Genomic DNA, 17,068 nt, shown 5'->3' with positions numbered 1-17,068 from the left:
TCGTGCTCTCCGGAAGAAGCTGGCTGGATCAGGCCGCTTGCCGTTGCGCGGCACCGGCGGACTGGTTGGCCGGCGCCGCGCCCTCGCCGCGCACGCCCGCCTTCACCGCCTTGCTGCGGCGGCCATCTACACCGACCGGAATGTCGCCGGCCACGGTGGCGCGGCGCACCACGCGGTGCGCGTCACCATAGTCGTTGATGGCGTAGTGCTGGGTGGCGCGGTTGTCCCAGATCGCGACGTCGCCCGCGCGCCAGCGCCAGCGCACGGTGTTCTCCAGCCGGTGCACATGGCCCTGCAGCACGGCAATCAGGTGTGCCGAATCGGCCGACGCGTAGTCCAGCAGCTTCTTGACGAAGTGCCCCAGCACCAGCGTGCGCTCACCGGTTTCCGGGTGCACGCGCACCACCGGGTGCTCGGTCTCGTAGAGCGCCGAGGTGAATACCTCGCGGTAGCGCTTCAGTCCTTCGTCGCTCGGATTGACGCGCGTGGCCGCGTAGTCGTAGTCGTTGGTGTGCAGCGCCCACAGCTTGTCGGCCAGTTCGCGCAGCGGCTCGGGCAGGTCCTGGTAAGCAGCGGCGGTGTTGGCCCACACCGTATCGCCGCCGGCGGCGGGAACGGTCACGGCGCGCAGCACCGAGACCGCGGGATAGGCCAGGTCGAAGGTCACGTCGGTATGCCAGGAGTTGGCGCGGCCGCCGTGCTGCGAGTCGAGCTCAAGCAGCTGCGTGCCGTCGCGCGAGGGCACGGTCGGGTGCGGCACGGTGTCGCCGAACAGGCGCGCAAAGCTCTGCTGTGCGGCATCGTCCAGATGCACCTGGTCGCGGAAGAACAGCACCTTGTGCCTGAGCAAGGCTGCGCGGATGGCGGCGAAGGTAGCGGGCGGCAGGTCGCCGTGCAGCGCGACGCCGCGGATCTCGGCGCCGATGCGGCCGGCAACCGGGTGGATGTCGAGCTGGACGGGCTGGTCTTGCGTGGCGTTGGCTTGGGTCATCACGAAGCTCCGGAGGGGATCAGGGTTGGGTCAGGCGAGTTCAGGTTCGGGGGCCCGCTGCACGACAGGCTCCTGCCCGGCGAATTCGCGTAGCACGGCATCGCGCACCCGCGCGAAGGGAAGTCCGGCGCGTTCGCGTGGATGCGGCAGGTCCACCGGCAGGATGCGGCGGATGCGGCCGGGCCGGGGTTCCATCACCACCACGCGGTCGCCCAGGAAGACGGCTTCCTCGACGTCGTGGGTGACCAGGATCATGGTGATGCCCTCGGCCTGCCAGATGCGCTGCAGCTCCTGCTGCAGGTAGGCCCGCGTCATCGCATCGAGCGCGCCGAAGGGCTCGTCGAGCAGCAGGATCTCGGGCCGCGTCACCAGTGCCCGCGCAATCGCCACGCGCTGCGACATGCCGCCGGAGAGCTGGTGCGGATAGGCCTGCTCGAAGCCGCGCAGGCCAACCAGCGCGATATGCTCGCCAACGTTGCGGACTTTCTCCGCGTCGCTGCCTGGGGTGTTGAGCAGCGCCAGCCGGATGTTCTGCTCGACTGTCAGCCACGGGAACAAACGATGCTCCTGGAACACGATGCCGCGCTGCAGGCTGGTGCCCGATACGCGCTTGCCGTCCAGAAGGATCTCGCCGCGATAATCCTGTTCCAGCCCCACCACCAGCCGCAGCAGGGTGGACTTGCCGCAGCCGCTGGCGCCGACGATGCTGACGAACTCGCCCGGGGCGATGGTCAGGGTGATGTCCTCGAGCACGGGCAGCCCGCGGCCCTCGACTTCGTACTGCTTGTGCAGGTGCGCGATGCTTAGCGTGCCGGCATGTGGCATTTGTGGTCTCCGTTCAATAAGGGGCAGCGCGGCTCAGCCCGCGGCCACCGAGCGCCCGCGCCAGGCGAGCAGGCGGGATTCGATGCGGCTGGCAATCCAGTTCAGCGTGAAGCCGACCAGGCCGACCACGATCACGCCGAAGATCACCAGGTCCATCCAGAAGTTTTCGCGGCCGTCGGTCATGGTGTTGCCGATGCCCTTGCCGGATACCAGCAGGTACTCCGCGCCGAGCGTCGCCAGCCACGCATAGATCAGCGCCAGGTGGATGCCGGCGAAGATCGACGGCGCCGCCGACGGCAGCACCACGCGCCACAGTACCTGGGTGCGGTTGAAGCGCAGGACACGCGCCACCTCGAGCAGGTCGGCCGGCACGGCGCGGATGCCTTCGAAGGTGTTCAGCACCACCGGGAAGAATGCGGCCAGCGACAGGAACACCACCTTGGCGGCATCGCCCAGCCCGAACCAGACCGAGATCAGCGGGATCCATGCAAACAGCGAGATCTGCTTGACCGTGTGAAAGCTCGGACCGACCAGGCGTTCGAACAGGCGCGACAGGCCCAGCGCCGTGCCGAACACCAGCCCGGCGCTGGCGCCGATGGCAAAGCCGGCCAGGTCGCGCCACAGGCTGGCGGCCAATGCCGTGGCCAGCGCGCCGCTTTGCACCTGGCGCACCGCGGTGTCCCAGACGCTGGATACCGGCACCAGCAGCGGCGAAGTGGTCCAGCCAAAGCGCACGGCGGCCCACCACAGCGCGAGCAGCGCGAGCGGCAGCACCCAGCCGCGCAAGGCGCGGGGCAGGCGAATACGGGGGCGGATAGCAGAAGTAGTCATCGCGGCCTCGCCTCAGAAGCCCGGCTTGCGCCAGCGCAGCACCGCGCCTTCAGCCAGCGCCAGCGTCTTGTCCAGCGCAAAGCCAACCACGCCCACCACCACCACGGCGGCCAGCACCATGTCGAGCTGGAACAGCTGGCGCCCGTAGACGATCATGTAGCCCAGCCCCTCGGACGAGGCCAGCAGCTCCACCACCACCAGCGCCAGCCACGCGTGCGTCAGGCCGTAGCGCACGCCGTTCCACACCGGCGCGGCCGCGGCGGGCAGCACCACGCGCGACAGCGTCTGCCAGCGCGTGAGCTGCAGCACCCGCGCCACTTCCAGGTAGCGGGTCGGCACGCTGCCGATGCCCTTGTACGTGTTCAGCGCCACCGGCACGAAGGCGGCCTTGGCGATCAGGATCACCTTGAGCGCTTCGTCGATGCCGACCAGCTGCATCAGCAGCGGCAGCCAGCCCAGCACCGGCACCTGGCTGAAGGCCTTGAAGGTCGGGTAGACGTATTCGCGCAACGTTGGCGACAGGCCCATGGCCGCGCCCAGCGCCAGGCCGCCGGCCAGCCCCACGGCGAAGCCGCCGGCCACGCGCAGCGCGCTGATGGCCAGGTTGGCCTGCAGTTCCCCGCTTTGCCAGAGGTCGGCCAGCGTGCGCGCGACGTCCTCGGGTGCGGGCAGCACCTGCGGCGGAATCCAGGCATTGCGGGCGGCCACGTACCACACCAGCAGCAGCGCCAGCGGCACCGGCCAGGCCAGCAGCCAGCATGTGGCGTCCTGCCAGCGCAGTGGCTTGCGCGGGGAAGGCGCGCGCGGCGCTGCTGCGGCGGGCAGTGAAAGCGATTCGGCGACAGACATGATGTCAGGCTCCCAGGATCTTGCCGTTGGGTTGGTAGACGGGCCAGTAGCTCTGCAGGCTCAGGTCGTTGAGCGCAGCCTTCAGGAAGCGCTGGTCGATCCACTGGTCCACGTCAAAGCGCGCACGGCTCAGCTTGAAGCGATAGGCCTGCTCGACCGCGTCCTTGTAGCGGCTGACCAGGAAGGGATCGAAATTCGGGTTCAGCCGCACCCGCAGCGGCTCGCCGTCGAAGTCCTCCTTCCAGTGGTCATAAGGCGTGCCCGCACGCGCCCAGGTGCGCAGCACCTCCTCGCGATGGCTCTCGTCCGAGGCCCACCGCGCCGCCTCGACCGCGGCCTTCACCAGGTGCTGCGTGGCCTCCGGATAGCGCCCGGCGAATTCGTCGCTCACCAGTACGTGGCTTTGCCGTGTGTAGATCGGCGACTGGTTCTTGCTGGAGTAAAGGATGCGCACCGCGCCCTTGTCGCGCAGGCGCAGGATGTCCATGGCACCGATGGCCGCGTCGATGTCGCGCGTGGACAGCGCCGCCAGGTAGCCGGCCGTGTCCAGGTTCAGCAGGCGCAGGTCCTTGTCCGACAGCCCGTTCGCTTCCAGCAGGCGCAGCGCGGGCAGATGCATGTTGGTGCCCTTGAACAGCGACACGCGCTTGCCGCGCAGGTCGCTGACCGTCTTCAGCGGCGAATCGGGCGGCACTCCCACGTAGATGTTGGCGCGCACGCCGGTGGCCAGCACCAGCCGCGTCTTCAGTCCGGCGGAGCGGGCCACGATGGACGGCAGGTCGCCTTGCAGCGCGAAGTCGAGCTGGCGGTTGGCCAGCGCCTCGTTGACGGCGGGGCCGGCGCCCTTGAAGAAGAACCACTCCACGCGCGTGCCGGTCGGCTTGAACGATTCCTCGAGCCAGCCGCGCGCATGGGCAATTGCCAGCGAGCTGCCGGCAAAGCTGGGCGGGGTGCCGGTGGCGGGCTGGGCCACGCCGACGCGGATCACGTCGGGCCGCGCGGCCGGGCTGGCGCTGAACGCGGACAGCGGCGACAGCGACGCGGCCATGCCCAGCCCGGACCAGGCCGCGCAGCGCAGCAGCTCGCGGCGGGTCAGCGTGGGTGCAGCGGTGGCATCGGGGCGCGGGGTCGTCATCGTGCATACCTTCTTGAAGTTGAGGACGGCTCCACGATAAGCGGCGCTGCGCGCGGACCAGAACGAATGATTCCGGCTTTGGTTATCGGCCCCCCGCATATGGCGCGCAGCGCGGCGTTGGCATATCGGCATGCATTCTTCTTCGTTGGCCAAGTGCCGGTGCTGTCCTACAGTCTGCGCATTTTGATCGCTACCAGACTGACCACGCCCTCACGATGAGCAATGACCTGAGTTCCGGCCGCCGGCGCTTCCTGCAGCGCGGGGCGGTGCTGGGCGCCGCCGCGGCCGGCGTCGCCACTGCGGCGCGCGCTGAACCCCTGACGGTTGCGCCGTGGACGCGCACGCCGGGCGAGCCCGTGCTGTGGCATGCCTACGGCCAGCCGTCCCCGTTCGAGAAAGACGTGGTGCGGCGCAGCCGCAGCGCGGCGCCGCTGCCCGGCGCCAACTCGTCGATGACGCCGCTGCAGGACCTGCGCGGCATCATCACGCCGACCGGGCTGGTGTTCGAGCGCCATCACGCCGGCATCCCGCTGATCGACCCGGCGCAGCACCGGCTGGCGGTGCACGGGCTGGTGGCGCGCCCGCGCATCTTCACCATGGACGACCTGGTGCGCCTGCCGTCGGTATCGCGCATCCATTTCCTGGAGTGCTCGGGCAACACCGGACGCGAGTGGAAGGCGCCCGGCGCCAAGTCCGTGCAGATCAGCCACGGCCTGCTGTCTTGCTGTGAGTGGACCGGCGTGCCGTTGTCCGTGGTGCTCGACGAAGTCGGCGTGGCGCCGGATGCGGCCTGGGTGCTGGCCGAAGGCGCCGATGGCGCAGCCATGACGCGCAGCGTGCCACTGGCCAAGGCGCTGGAAGATGCACTGCTGGTCTATGCACAGAACGGCGAGATGCTGCGGCCCGAGCATGGCTATCCGCTGCGGCTGTTCCTGCCGGGCTATGAGGGCAACATGTCCATCAAGTGGCTTCGGCGCCTGAAGCTGGGGCGCGCGCCGTTCATGTCGCGCGAAGAGACGTCGAAGTACACGGACTCCTTGCCCGACGGCAGCGCGCGGCAGTTCACCTTCCTGATGGACGTGAAGTCCGTGATCACCTTCCCCGCGCCGGACCACAGACTGCGTGAGCGCGGGTTCTATGAGATCTCGGGCCTGGCGTGGTCGGGCCACGGGCGCATCCGCCGCGTCGAGGTGTCGGCCGATGGCGGCCGCAGCTGGCGCGAGGCGCAGCTGCAGGAGCCGGTGCTGGACCGCGCCCTGGTGCGTTTCCGCCTGCCGTGGCGCTGGGATGGCGGGCCAGCTTCGCTGGAGAGCCGCGCCATCGACGAAGCCGGCAACGTCCAGCCCACGCCGGACCAGCTGGTGGCCGCGCGCGGCGTGGCTTCCACCTATCACTACAACGCGATCCAGCGCTGGCGCGTGGCCGCGGACGGGAGCATTGCCAATGCGCGCGCTTGAACGAATCAGTGGTGCCGCCGCCGTGCTGGCGCTGGCTTGCGCTGCCCAAACGGTCCTTGCCCAGACCTACGGCATAGGCCGCCCCGCCAGCGAGCGCGACCTTGCCGCGTGGAATATCGACGTGACCCCGGACGGCACGGGCCTGCCGCCGGGCAGCGGCACGGTCGCGCGGGGCCAGCAGGTCTATGCGCAGCACTGTGCCGCGTGTCACGGCGTCAATGGCGAAGGCAAGCCGGCCGATGCGCTGGTGGGCGGGCAGGGCACGCTGAAGGACGCCGCCAGGAGCAAGGACCCGGTCAAGACCATCGGCAGCTTCTGGCCCTACGCGACCACGGTATTCGACTTCATCAACCGTGCCATGCCCTACAACGCGCCGCAGAGCCTGGCGCCGGACGAGGTCTATGCCGTCACCGCGTGGCTGCTGCACAAGAACGGCATCCTGCCCGCGGATGCGGTGCTGGACGCGCGCACGCTGCCGCAGGTGCAGATGCCGAACCGCGATGGCTTTGTCGCCGACGCGCGCCCGGATACGGCCAACGTGCCGTGCCGCAGCGCTTGTCCCGGCAAGCCCTGATGGCTGGCCAATGTCGAGACATGGATATGCGATAAGCGGATAAGGGCCAGCAATATGATTCGTTGACCGTGCAATGGCCGGCTCTCTACAGTGCAAGCTTGTACGCGGCATCCCGGATGCCGCATCGGCTTCCCCCGTGCCAGAGCTTGCCATGACGACCGCAACCGCCCACGCCAGTGTTTCGCGCCAGCAGAGCGCACCGCTTTCCACCGCATTGTCCGCAGACGCGGGCAACTTCGAGATCCGTCCGCTGGACGCGCCGCTGGGCGCGGAAGTGATCGGACTCGACTTGTCGCAGCCGCTGTCCGACGCGGATTTTGTCCGCATCCACCGCGCCCACCTCGACTACCACGTGGTGGTGTTCCGCGACCAGCAGATCACGCCTGCGCAGCAGGTCGATTTCAGCCGCCGCTTCGGGCCGTTGCAGATCCACGTGCTGCACCAGTTCCAGCTGCCGGGTCATGCGCAAGTGCTGGTGGTGTCCAACGTGGTCGAGAACGGCAAGCCGATCGGGCTCGGCGATGCCGGCCACTTCTGGCATTCGGACCTGTCGTACAAGGAAAAGCCCAGCCTCGGTTCGCTGCTGCATGCGCGCGAGCTGCCCGCCGAGGGAGGCGACACGTTGTTCGCCAACATGCACCTGGCCTGGGACACGCTGCCGGCGGCGCTGCAGCGCGCCGTCGATGGCCTGCAGGCCGAGCACACCTACCTGGCGCGCTACGCCGAGCTGCAGCAGCGCAGCCCGTGGCGGCCCAACCTGACGCCGGAGCAGATCGCGCAGATCAGGCCGGTGCTGCAGCCGGTGGTGCGCACCCATCCGGAAACGGGACGCAAGGCGCTCTTTGTCAGCGAGCACTTCACCACCCGCATCGTCGGCCTGCCCGAGCAGGAAAGCCGCGACCTGCTGGAGCAGTTGTTCGCGCACAGCGTCAAGCCCGCCCACATCTACCGCCACCAGTGGCAGCCACATGACCTGGTGTTCTGGGACAACCGCTCGCTGCTGCATCTTGCCGCGGGCTGTCCGCCGGAACTGCGGCGCGTGATGTACCGCACCACCATCGAAGGCGACGTGCCGCGCTGAAGGCGGCAGCGGTATCGCTAGTCACCGCACGCGCTTGCCCTGGCAAGCGCTCATCCACGTATTCCCTGGAGTTTCAATCATGTTTTCTCGTTTTTCCCGCAGGCTCGGCCTGCTGGCACTGAGCGCCGGCCTGGCCATCACCGGCACCGCGCACGCCGAAGGCAAGCTGCGCATCGCCGAGCAGTTCGGCGTAGTCTACCTGCTGCTCAACGTGGCGCGCGACCAGCAGCTGATTGAAAAGCACGGCAAGCAGCAGGGTGTCGACATCAAGGTCGAATGGACGCAACTGTCGGGCGGCGCCGCGGTCAATGACGCGCTGCTGTCCGGTGCCATCGATATCGCCGGCGCCGGCGTGGGCCCGCTGCTGACGCTGTGGGACCGCACCCACGGCAAGCAGAACGTGCGCGGCGTGGCATCGCTGGGCAACTTCCCGTACTACCTGGTCAGCAACAACCCCAAGGTGAAGTCGATTGCCGATTTCACCGAGAAGGACCGCATCGCGCTGCCGGCGGTGGGCGTATCGGTGCAGTCGCGCGTGCTGCAACTGGCTGCGGCAAAGCAGTGGGGCGACAAGGAATACAACCGCCTCGACAAGTGGACCGTGGCGGTGCCGCACCCGGATGCGGCCGCGGCGATCATTTCCGGCGGCACCGAGATCACCGGGCACTTCGGCAATCCGCCGTTCCAGGAGCAGGAACTGGCGGGCAACCCCAACGCGCGCATCGTGCTGAATTCGTATGACGTGCTGGGCGGTCCGAGTTCTTCTACGGTGCTGTACGCGACCGAGAAGTTCCGCAGCGACAACCCCAAGACCTATCGCGCCTTCGTCGACGCGCTGGCCGAGGCCGCGGCCTTTGCCACCGCCAATCCGGAAGCGGCCGCCGACATCTACCTGCGCCAGAGCAAGGCCAGGACCGACCGCGCGCTACTGCTGCGCGTGCTGATGAACCCGCAGGTGCAGTTCCGCGTGGCGCCGCAGAACACCTTTGCGCTGGCCGCTTTCATGCACCGCGTGGGCGCGATCCGCAACCAGCCCAAATCCTGGCAGGACTACTTCTTCCAGGACCCGGTCACCGCGCAGGGGAGCTGAGCATGGCCACGCATAACCTGCGCGTGGTGTCGGAGCGCGCCACGCCGTTGCTGCAGGTCGACGGCGTGTCGCTGGAGTACCGCACGCCAGAGCGCATCGTGCGCGCCACCCATCGCGTCAGCTTCGACGTGCATGCCGGCGACCGCTTCGTGCTGCTGGGCCCGTCCGGCTGCGGCAAGTCCACGCTGCTGAAGGCGGTTGCCGGATTCGTTCCGCCCAGCGAGGGCGAGATCCGGCTCGAAGGCCGGCGGGTGCTGCAGCCCGGCCCGGACCGCATCGTGGTGTTCCAGGAGTTCGACCAGCTGCCGCCGTGGAAAACGGTGGTGCAGAACGTGATGTTTCCGCTGCGGCAGGCGCGCAAGCTGTCGCGGGCGGAGGCGCGCGAGCTGGCGCTGGACAGCCTGCACAAGGTCGGGCTGGCCGATTTTGCCGATGCCTACCCGCATACGCTGTCGGGCGGCATGAAGCAGCGCGTGGCGATCGCGCGCGCGCTGGCCATGCGCCCCAAGGTGCTGCTGATGGACGAGCCCTTTGCCGCGCTGGACGCGCTCACGCGCCGGCGCATGCAGGAAGAGCTGCTGGCGCTGTGGGACGACGCGGCCTTCACCTTGATGTTCGTTACGCATTCGATCGAAGAGGCGCTGGTGGTGGGCAGCCGCATCCTGCTGCTGTCGCCGCACCCGGGCCGCGTGCGCGCGGAGCTCAACAGCCACCAGTTCAGCCTGGCCAGCCAGGGCGGCGCCGAATTCCAGGCCGCCGCGCAACGCATCCACACCATGCTGTTCGACCAGCCCGCCGCCGAGGCCGCGCCGCGTGCGCGCAGCGCGTCGGGCCGCTGAACCGGGACCTCGCATCATGACGCAACCGACACTGACACTGGCCGACACGCTGCGGCCCGAATACGAACGCGAGCCCGAGCCATTCACCGAGGCCCCGCTTGCGCGCGCGCTGCCGTGGCACCAGCGCCTGTGGCAACACGGCTGGCTGCGCAAGGCGGTGATCCTGCTGGCGCTCGGGCTGATCTGGGAACTGGTGGCGCGCGTGCAGGACAACGACCTGCTGCTGCCGTCGTGTCTGGCCACGATGCGAGCCTTTGCCGAGGCAGTGGCCAGCGGCGAGCTGCCGGGCAAGGCGGCGATCTCGCTGTCGGTGCTGCTGCGCGGCTATGCCGCCGGCATCGTGCTGGCGTTCGTGCTGACCTCGCTGGCGGTATCGACGCGCCTGGGGCGCGACCTGCTGGACACCCTTACCGCCATGTTCAACCCGTTGCCGGCGATTGCGCTGTTGCCGCTGGCGCTGCTGTGGTTCGGGCTTGGCACGGGCAGCCTGGTGTTCGTGCTGATCCATTCGGTGCTGTGGCCGCTCGCGCTGAACATGTACGCCGGCTTCCGCGCGGTACCCCCCACGCTGCGCATGGCCGGGCGCAACTACGGCCTGCGCGGCCTGCGCTATGTCGCGCTGGTGCTGGTGCCGGCGGCGCTGCCGGCGATCCTGTCGGGCCTGAAGATCGGCTGGGCCTTTGCCTGGCGCACGCTGATCGCCGCCGAACTGGTGTTCGGCGCGTCGTCAGGGCAGGGCGGACTGGGCTGGTTCATCTTCCAGAACCGCAATGAGCTCTATACCGACCGCGTATTCGCGGGGCTGGCCGCGGTAATCCTGATCGGGCTGCTGGTCGAGGGCCTGGTGTTTACCACGCTGGAGCGGCTGACGGTGCGCCGCTGGGGCATGCAGCAATAGCCTTGTCCGATGCCGCGCAGGCGCGTAGGCTACGGCTCCGGTAACGCACCGGAGCCTGCCCATGACCGCCATCCATCAAGCCGCCGCCCAGGGATTCGCCAGCCAGGCCGATACCTACGCGCTCGGACGCCCCGACTACCCCGCCGAGATCGACACCTGGCTGCGCGATGCGCTGGGTTTGCATGCCGGCCGCGTCGTGCTCGATCTCGGGGCTGGCACCGGCAAGTTCACGCGCCGGCTGGTGCAGACCGGCGCCACGGTGATCGCGGTGGAGCCGGTGGCGCAGATGCGTGCGCAGCTGGCGCACGCGGTGGCGCCGGTGCAAGCCCTGGAGGGCAGCGCCGAGGCGATCCCACTGCCAGACGCCAGCGTCGACGCCGTAGTCTGCGCACAGGCGTTCCACTGGTTTGCCAACGCGCGCGCGCTGGGGGAGATTCGCCGCGTGCTGCGCCCCGGTGGCCAGCTCGGACTGGTATGGAACGTCCGGGATGAAAGCGTGGACTGGGTGGCGCAGCTGACTGCCATCATGGCGCCGTATGAAGGCGACGCCCCGCGCTTCTACAAGGGTGACTGGAAGCGGGTGTTTCCCGCCGAGGGCTTCGGGCCGCTGGCGCTGCAGAGCCTGCCCTACGCGCATGTGGGGCCGCCACCGCAGGTGATCGTGGATCGCGTCATGTCGGTCAGTTTCATTGCGTCGCTGCCCGAGCCGGAGCAAGCGCGCGTGCGTGCGCGCCTGCACGCGCTCATCGACCAGCATCCGGCGCTGTCGGACCGCGCCGAGGTCGCCTTCCCGTACCGCACCGAGACCTATCACTGCGAACGGCTCGCCTGAGCCTACATGGTCGCCTGCCGCACCCAGAATGCCGCGCCGACGCGCACCGCGCAGCGCTCGCGCTGCCGCTCCGCTTCCGCACGGCGCCGCGCGCGGGTGCTGGCCTGGACCTGCTCCCAGATCTCGAGCATGGCGCGGATCTTGGGCAAGGCATTGAACCCGGCCGCGGTCGGCAGCCAGCTCGTGCCGCAGGTCTGGAACAGCGGCCTGCCGAGCGCGGCCTCGAGCTGGCGGATCTGGTAATGGAGTCGTTGCGGCTGGATGCCGAGCGCCTGCGCGGCGCGGCTGGCGTCGCGATGCTGCATCAGCGCGACAAAGACACGCAAGGAGAGAAAGGAGACGCGCCGGTTGATGAGTCGGTAAGCCATGCCCATGTCATGGCCGGGGGGCGGTGTCGCGCTCGCGCGCTGCTACGGGTCCCCGGCGGATCGAAGTGGATCGATCGTAGCGGGGCGGCGCCGGGCAGGTGAGCAGCCGGATTCAGAAATGCAGCGCGGAATCTTCCGGCGAGGCGTGCGGCAGCGACGCAGTCAGTGCATCGGCAACTGGCCGATCGCGGTCAATGCCAGCACCACGTCCGGCGACAGGCGGCGTTCGCTGCACGGCACGCCCGCGGTTTCGAGCGTGGTCCACAGGTCGGCGTCGCCGGTGACGATGCGTTGCCGCAGCTGGGCCAGGTATGTGTATTCCGCGGAGGTCAGCGGCCGCGGGGCGCTGCGCAGGTCGTCCAGGATGGCACCAAGCGAGAGTGCGGGAACGGTCATACCAAGGTCGGGAATAGCACGGCGATGAGACATTGCGGCGGAAACAGCAGGATGGTGCGAAGTTGAGCAACGCATGATTCTATCCATCCGCTGCAGCGGCCGCTAAAGCAAAAGCCAGGGGGATTTACCCCGCTGATTCCGCTTGCAAAGCCAGGAGTGGCGAATAGGCTAAGCGCGGGGCAAGCGATGTGGCGCATGCGGGGTCCAGCGGATGCAAAAGGCGCTTGCGCGAACGCGCGCTCCGGCCGGACAGCGTTTATGGGTGTTGCAGAAAAACGCCACCGGCAAGCGTGCGTGCGTCGACGCCACCGCACATGGCCCCGCCCGGAGCGCATTGACAACCCCAGGAGCGTTCTATAGGGTGGCGCATCGTTTTGACCCAACGCCTTCAGGGTTCATCACCCGCTGCCCGCCATGCCACGCAAAGCCGCACAGGTTTCCGAAGCCGACAAGCACGCCGCCGCCGGCGGCGCCATCGCCGTGGACCGTGCCCTGTTCGTGCTGTCGGTGTTCCGCCTGGGAGATGGCGCGTTGGCGCTGGCCGAACTGGCGCAGCGCAGCGGTCTCTACAAGAGCACGCTGCTGCGCCTGCTGGCATCGCTCGAACACGCCGGGCTGGTGCTGCGCCATGCCGATGGCCGCTATGGGCTGGGGCCTCAGGTGGCGCGGCTGCACGCGGTCTATGCGGCGTCGTTCTCGCTCGAGGCGGTGGTGATGCCGACGCTGCGCGAACTGGTTAACGCGACGCGCGAGAGCGCGGCCTTTCACGTCGAACAGGGCGAGCATCGGCTGTGCCTGTACCGCGTCGATTCGCCACAGCCGGTGCGCGACCACGTGCGCGCGGGCGAGTTGCTGCCGCGCGACCGCGGCGCCGGCGCGCGCGTGCTGCGCGCCTTTGCCGGCGAACCCGGCGAGCTCTATGACCGGATCCGGCAGGACGGCGTGGCGGCGCTGGTCGGCGACCGCAGCCCCGATCTGGCTGGCGTGTCCGCGCCGGTATTCGGCCCGGGCGGTGTGCTGGCCGGCGCGCTGACGCTGACCTGTCCGGCGGTGCGCTACCGCGACGCTTTCCGCGACGATGTGCTGCAGGCAGCGCGCTCGCTGACGCGCGCGCTCGGCGGCACGGCGCCGCAGGCCACCCCGGCATCGGCAGTCCCGGACTGACCGTAAACCGCGGCGGGGTGCAGTGCACCCGACCCGGCTTGCAGGGGGTGCCAAGCCAGCGCCGGCACGGGCTATCATGCGGCTGGCATGAAAAACAGCGCACGTCACATCTGTTGAAATCAGCGCCCGCATGCCTCGCGTCGCGCCCCCGTGGCCTGATGCCCGCCGATCGATATTGACGGCAGGCGGACGGCATCCTTGAGGAAATCCCTTGCACCTGGACCAGCAGACCATTGCGGTGGTGATGATGGTGTTTTTCTGCGGCACGCTGGTCATCGCGGCGGGGCTGGTGTTCGCGCTGCGCGCGAGTACGGCGGGGCGGCTGTGGGCCTTCGGCCATGTGCTGGTGTCGGCCGCGGGCCTGGCGCTGGCGGTCAGCGCGGCCAGCGGCACCGGCCAGCTCGGCACGCTGGGCGCATTCGCCTTCGTCGCCGGCTGGCTGCTGATTTACCGCGGCGTGCGGGTCTACTACGGCGTGCCGGCGCATCCGGGCGCGCTGGCAGGGGCGGGCGCGATCGTGCTCGGCCTGATGGCGGCCTCCAGCGGCCTGCCCGAAGGCCCGCAGCTGGTGCTGCGCATCGTCTATGGCGTGCTGGCGCTGGTGTCGCTGGCCACCTTCGCCACGCTGGCGCGCGCCGGGCGCGGGCGCCGCAGCATCGGGGCGCCGCTGGTGCTGGTGGCCAGCCTGGTGCAGCTGGCGACGCAGCTGGCGGGCTTCAGCCATGCCATGAGCCTGCCGCCGGGCGGTGCGGGTGCGGCGCCGCTGACCCTGTTCTTCGCCGGCCCGGCCGGTTCGGCCTGGGTGCTGGCGCCGCTGATCGCCACGCTGCTGGGGCTGTTCGGCTTTACCGTGATGGCGATGGAGCAGATCGTCGCGCACAACGAAAGCGGCGCGCGCATCGACGCCCTGACCGGGCTGCTCAACCGTGGCGCGCTGGAGATGTCGGCGCTGTCGCTGGTGGCGCGCTGGCAGCGCGACGGCCAGCCGCTGTCGTGCCTGGTGATCGATATCGACTATTTCAAGCAGGTCAACGACAGCTGCGGCCACCACGCCGGCGATGCAGTGCTGCGCGAAGTGGCGCAGGCGCTGGACAACTCGCGTCGCGCCTCGGACGTGGCCGGGCGCTACGGCGGCGAAGAGTTCTGCGTGCTGTGCCCGCATACCGACGAGCAGCAGGCCTCGGCACTGGCCAACCGCGTGCTGCGCAAGGTGCATGCGATCGCCTTGCCCGCCGGGCGCGGCCATGCCAGCGTCAGCATCGGCGTGGCGCAGCTGCGCGGCGGCGCGGGCAGCCGTGAGGCGCTGTGGCGGACCCTGTTCGCCGATGCCGACCGCGCGCTCTACCACGCCAAGGCGCATGGGCGCGACCGTTATGTGCTGGCATCGTCGATGGCGGAGCCCGCGCCCAGCCCGGCGGCTGTGCCGCTGCTCGAGCCGGAACCGGACCTGGCCGGCTGAGCGCGCAAGCAGGTCTTGCCGCCAGGCCTTGCCTCGGCCTTTTGCTGCTCAGGGCCGGGTGCCAGGCTCCGGCACGTCGCGCGGCGGCGCGCCGTCATAGGTCCACAGGAACTGGCGCGGCATCGGGCCCTTGTTGCGCCCGCCCTCGCACTGCTGCTCCCACGCGTGCGCGAGGATGCCGACGGAGCGCGACAGGCAGAACAGCCCGCGCGCCAGCGGCGCGGCAAAGCCCAGTTCGGCGTAGATCACCGCGGTGGCGCCATCGATGTTCATCGGGATCGGCTTGCCGCGCCCAGCGCCGAGCGCCGCCTCGACCGCGCGCGCGATGCCCGCGTAGCGGCCGCTCACCACGCCGTCTTCCGCCGCCTGCGCGACCAGCGCCAGCAGCCGCGGCGCGCGCGGATCGACCGGATGGAAGCGGTGGCCGAAGCCGCCGACGTACCTGCCGTGCAGGTCGCGGTAGTGCCGCAGCGCGTCTTCGACCGCCAGCGCCATCGCGCTGCCGGCGTCCAGCCGCTGCGCCACGTCCTGGTACAGCGCCACCGCCTGCTCGCCCGCGCCGCCATGCACGTCGCCCAGCACGTTGACGGCCGACGCCATGGCATTGTTCAGCCCCACGCCGCACGTTGCGGCCATGCGCGCGATGGCGATGCTGGGCGCCTGCGGGCCATGGTCGACCGCGGCCATCAGCGCCGCGTCCAGCAGTTCGCCCTGGCCCGGCCCGGGCAGCTCGCCGCGCAGCATCAGCCAGATCATCTGCGCGAACGACACCCGGCCGATCAGCTGCTCGATCGGGTAGCCGCGGTAGCGGATCTCGCCCGGGCGCATGTCGATGATGCCGGTGCGCCACCAGTCCTGCGACAGTTGCTGGCCCGCATCCATGCCGTCGTCCTGTGTCTGGCTGCCGCTCATATCGCACCCTCCCGGTTCAGTGCATCGATGTCCGCATCGCTGTAGCCCAGGCTGCCCAGCACCTGGCGCGTGTGCTGGCCCAGTTGCGGCGGCGGCGTGTCGACCGCCGGCGCTTCGCGGTTGAGCTTGAAGCCGGTGCGCACCACGCGGATGTCGCGGCCCACCCCGGGGGCATCGGCAAAGTCGCCGATCATGCCGCGCTCGCTGACCTGCGGATGGGCCAGCGTCTGCGGCACGTCCAGCACCGGCCCCGCCGGCACGCCGGCCGCGGTCAGCAGCGGCCACCACTCGGCGGCCGGCCGGGTCGCCAGTTCGGCTTCGAGCGCCTGCGTCAGCGCGGCCCGGTTGGCCAGCCGCGCCTGCCGCTGCGCGAAGCGCGCATCGTCAGCCAGTGCCGGGTGGCCCACCACGCGGCACAGCGCTTCGAACTGTTCCTGCTTGTTGGCGGCGATATTGAGCAGGCCGTCGGCGGTGCGGAAGGTGCCGGACGGGCTCGCGGTCATGTTCTCGTTGCCCATCGGCGTGGGCGCCCGGCCCGCGATCAGGTGGTTGGATACCGCCCAGCCCATCGTGGCCAGCGTCGCCTCGAGCATCGAAACGTCGATGAAATAGCCCTCGGTGCGCCCGGTGTCGGCCAGCGCCGCCGACACCGCCAGCGCCGCGGTCAGCCCGCCGATGGTGTCGGACACCGGATAGCCCACCCGCAGCGGCGCGCTGTGCGCGTCGCCGGTGATCTGCATCACGCCGGCCATGCCCTGGATGATCTGGTCATAGGCGGGCAGCCCCGCGAGCGGCCCGTCCTGGCCGAAGCCCGAGATCGCACAGTAAATCAGCCGCGGGTTGTCCTGCTTCAGGCTTTCATAGCCCAGTCCCAGGCGTTCCATCACGCCCGGCCGGAAGTTCTCGACCACCACGTCGGCGCTTTGCACCAGCTTGCGGAACACGGCCTTGCCCCTGGCGTGCTTCAGGTTCAGGGTGACCGACTGCTTGCCCGGGTTCTGCGCCAGGAACGACACGCCCATCAGGCGCTGGTTCAACTCCGGGTCGGCGCCGAGCTGGCGCGCCAGGTCGCCGCTGCCGGGAGTTTCGACCTTGATCACTTCGGCGCCGAGGTGGGCCAGCTGGTGGCAGCAAAAGGGCCCGGCCAGCACATTGGTGAGGTCGAGCACGCGGACGTTTCGTAACGGTTTTTGCATGGCGCGGGTAAGATCTCCGTTGCACAGTGTATTCCGTACAACAGAACAACGATCTTTTATAAAGAACAGACGCAGCATAGGAGCCGCCTCGCATCTCTGTCAAGGCTGGACTCATCCGTGCGCCTGGCATGGCGGGCGGAGCCCGACGGGCACGGACCCGGTCGCTGCCCT

At 69.4% G+C, this 17,068-nt stretch carries 18 protein-coding genes; 9 read left to right on the top strand and 9 right to left on the bottom strand.

The window, feature by feature from the left end; all coding sequences use genetic code 11:
• Nucleotides 1–28: 28 nt before the first annotated feature.
• Genes MKD38_RS05060 through MKD38_RS05040 form a run of 5 tightly spaced genes read right to left on the bottom strand, consistent with a single transcriptional unit; the run spans nucleotide 29 to nucleotide 4,631 of the window.
• A complete protein-coding gene (locus MKD38_RS05060) occupies nucleotides 29–991 on the bottom strand; it encodes a TauD/TfdA dioxygenase family protein (RefSeq protein ID WP_252674949.1) in 963 nt (320 codons plus the stop codon).
• Nucleotides 992–1,021: 30 nt separating this feature from the next.
• Nucleotides 1,022–1,816: an ABC transporter ATP-binding protein gene (locus MKD38_RS05055; RefSeq protein WP_252674948.1), complete on the bottom strand. Its 795-nt coding sequence runs from the start codon at nucleotides 1,814–1,816 to the stop codon at nucleotides 1,022–1,024.
• 33 nt (nucleotides 1,817–1,849) lie between these two features.
• Nucleotides 1,850–2,647, bottom strand: a complete 798-nt coding sequence (locus tag MKD38_RS05050; protein ID WP_115713923.1) for an ABC transporter permease — start codon at nucleotides 2,645–2,647, stop codon at nucleotides 1,850–1,852.
• A 12-nt stretch (nucleotides 2,648–2,659) separates the two neighbouring features.
• The gene (locus MKD38_RS05045; protein ID WP_252674947.1) at nucleotides 2,660–3,496 is read right to left on the bottom strand and encodes an ABC transporter permease; all 837 of its coding nucleotides are present in this window, start codon (nucleotides 3,494–3,496) and stop codon (nucleotides 2,660–2,662) included.
• Nucleotides 3,497–3,500: 4 nt separating this feature from the next.
• On the bottom strand, nucleotides 3,501–4,631 hold the full coding sequence (locus MKD38_RS05040; RefSeq protein ID WP_111516707.1) for an ABC transporter substrate-binding protein: 1,131 nt from the start codon (nucleotides 4,629–4,631) through the stop codon (nucleotides 3,501–3,503).
• Nucleotides 4,632–4,846: 215 nt separating this feature from the next.
• Between MKD38_RS05040 and soxC the strand changes: the two genes are divergently transcribed.
• The 7 genes from soxC to MKD38_RS05005 all read left to right on the top strand — a co-directional run bounded on the left by soxC (nucleotide 4,847) and on the right by MKD38_RS05005 (nucleotide 11,402).
• Entirely contained in the window at nucleotides 4,847–6,088 is a 1,242-nt protein-coding gene (gene soxC / locus MKD38_RS05035; protein ID WP_252674946.1) for a sulfite dehydrogenase, read from the top strand.
• On the top strand, nucleotides 6,075–6,662 hold the full coding sequence (locus tag MKD38_RS05030; protein ID WP_252674945.1) for a c-type cytochrome: 588 nt from the start codon (nucleotides 6,075–6,077) through the stop codon (nucleotides 6,660–6,662). The genes soxC and MKD38_RS05030 overlap by 14 nt, the downstream gene beginning before the upstream one ends.
• A gap of 151 nt (nucleotides 6,663–6,813) precedes the next feature.
• A complete protein-coding gene (locus MKD38_RS05025; RefSeq protein ID WP_252674944.1) occupies nucleotides 6,814–7,743 on the top strand; it encodes a TauD/TfdA dioxygenase family protein in 930 nt (309 codons plus the stop codon).
• A gap of 79 nt (nucleotides 7,744–7,822) precedes the next feature.
• Nucleotides 7,823–8,833 carry an ABC transporter substrate-binding protein gene (locus MKD38_RS05020; RefSeq protein WP_252674943.1) on the top strand — a complete coding sequence of 337 codons (1,011 nt, stop codon included), beginning with the start codon at nucleotides 7,823–7,825 and terminating at the stop codon, nucleotides 8,831–8,833.
• 2 nt (nucleotides 8,834–8,835) lie between these two features.
• Nucleotides 8,836–9,672 (top strand): ABC transporter ATP-binding protein, encoded by an 837-nt coding sequence (locus tag MKD38_RS05015; protein WP_252674942.1) that lies wholly within the window; start codon nucleotides 8,836–8,838, stop codon nucleotides 9,670–9,672.
• 16 nt (nucleotides 9,673–9,688) lie between these two features.
• Nucleotides 9,689–10,570: an ABC transporter permease gene (locus tag MKD38_RS05010; RefSeq protein ID WP_252674941.1), complete on the top strand. Its 882-nt coding sequence runs from the start codon at nucleotides 9,689–9,691 to the stop codon at nucleotides 10,568–10,570.
• A 61-nt stretch (nucleotides 10,571–10,631) separates the two neighbouring features.
• The gene (locus tag MKD38_RS05005; RefSeq protein WP_252674940.1) at nucleotides 10,632–11,402 is read left to right on the top strand and encodes a class I SAM-dependent methyltransferase; all 771 of its coding nucleotides are present in this window, start codon (nucleotides 10,632–10,634) and stop codon (nucleotides 11,400–11,402) included.
• A 2-nt stretch (nucleotides 11,403–11,404) separates the two neighbouring features.
• On the opposite strand, the gene MKD38_RS05000 is transcribed toward MKD38_RS05005, so the two are convergent.
• Together MKD38_RS05000 and MKD38_RS04995 are read right to left on the bottom strand one after the other, a co-directional pair.
• Nucleotides 11,405–11,770: a helix-turn-helix domain-containing protein gene (locus MKD38_RS05000; protein ID WP_252674939.1), complete on the bottom strand. Its 366-nt coding sequence runs from the start codon at nucleotides 11,768–11,770 to the stop codon at nucleotides 11,405–11,407.
• 162 nt (nucleotides 11,771–11,932) lie between these two features.
• Nucleotides 11,933–12,166, bottom strand: coding sequence for an IclR family transcriptional regulator (locus MKD38_RS04995; protein ID WP_252674938.1), 234 nt, complete (start codon nucleotides 12,164–12,166; stop codon nucleotides 11,933–11,935).
• A gap of 414 nt (nucleotides 12,167–12,580) precedes the next feature.
• Between MKD38_RS04995 and MKD38_RS04990 the strand changes: the two genes are divergently transcribed.
• On the top strand, nucleotides 12,581–13,330 hold the full coding sequence (locus MKD38_RS04990) for an IclR family transcriptional regulator (protein WP_252674937.1): 750 nt from the start codon (nucleotides 12,581–12,583) through the stop codon (nucleotides 13,328–13,330).
• A 211-nt stretch (nucleotides 13,331–13,541) separates the two neighbouring features.
• Nucleotides 13,542–14,789 carry a GGDEF domain-containing protein gene (locus MKD38_RS04985; RefSeq protein ID WP_252674936.1) on the top strand — a complete coding sequence of 416 codons (1,248 nt, stop codon included), beginning with the start codon at nucleotides 13,542–13,544 and terminating at the stop codon, nucleotides 14,787–14,789.
• 48 nt (nucleotides 14,790–14,837) lie between these two features.
• Here the strand turns inward: MKD38_RS04985 and MKD38_RS04980 are convergent, their stop codons facing one another.
• Nucleotides 14,838–15,701 (bottom strand): citryl-CoA lyase, encoded by an 864-nt coding sequence (locus tag MKD38_RS04980; protein ID WP_252674935.1) that lies wholly within the window; start codon nucleotides 15,699–15,701, stop codon nucleotides 14,838–14,840.
• Complete coding sequence (locus tag MKD38_RS04975) at nucleotides 15,698–16,897, bottom strand: CaiB/BaiF CoA transferase family protein (protein WP_252674934.1); 1,200 nt, start codon at nucleotides 16,895–16,897, stop codon at nucleotides 15,698–15,700. The genes MKD38_RS04980 and MKD38_RS04975 overlap by 4 nt, the downstream gene beginning before the upstream one ends.
• Between the last annotated feature and the right edge of the window lie 171 nt (nucleotides 16,898–17,068).

This window comes from Cupriavidus sp. WGlv3 (assembly GCF_023952475.1).
GTDB lineage: Bacteria > Pseudomonadota > Gammaproteobacteria > Burkholderiales > Burkholderiaceae > Cupriavidus > Cupriavidus phytorum.
The sequence above is the reverse complement of the archived record's forward strand: the minus strand, read 5'-3'. Positions and strand labels throughout refer to the sequence as shown.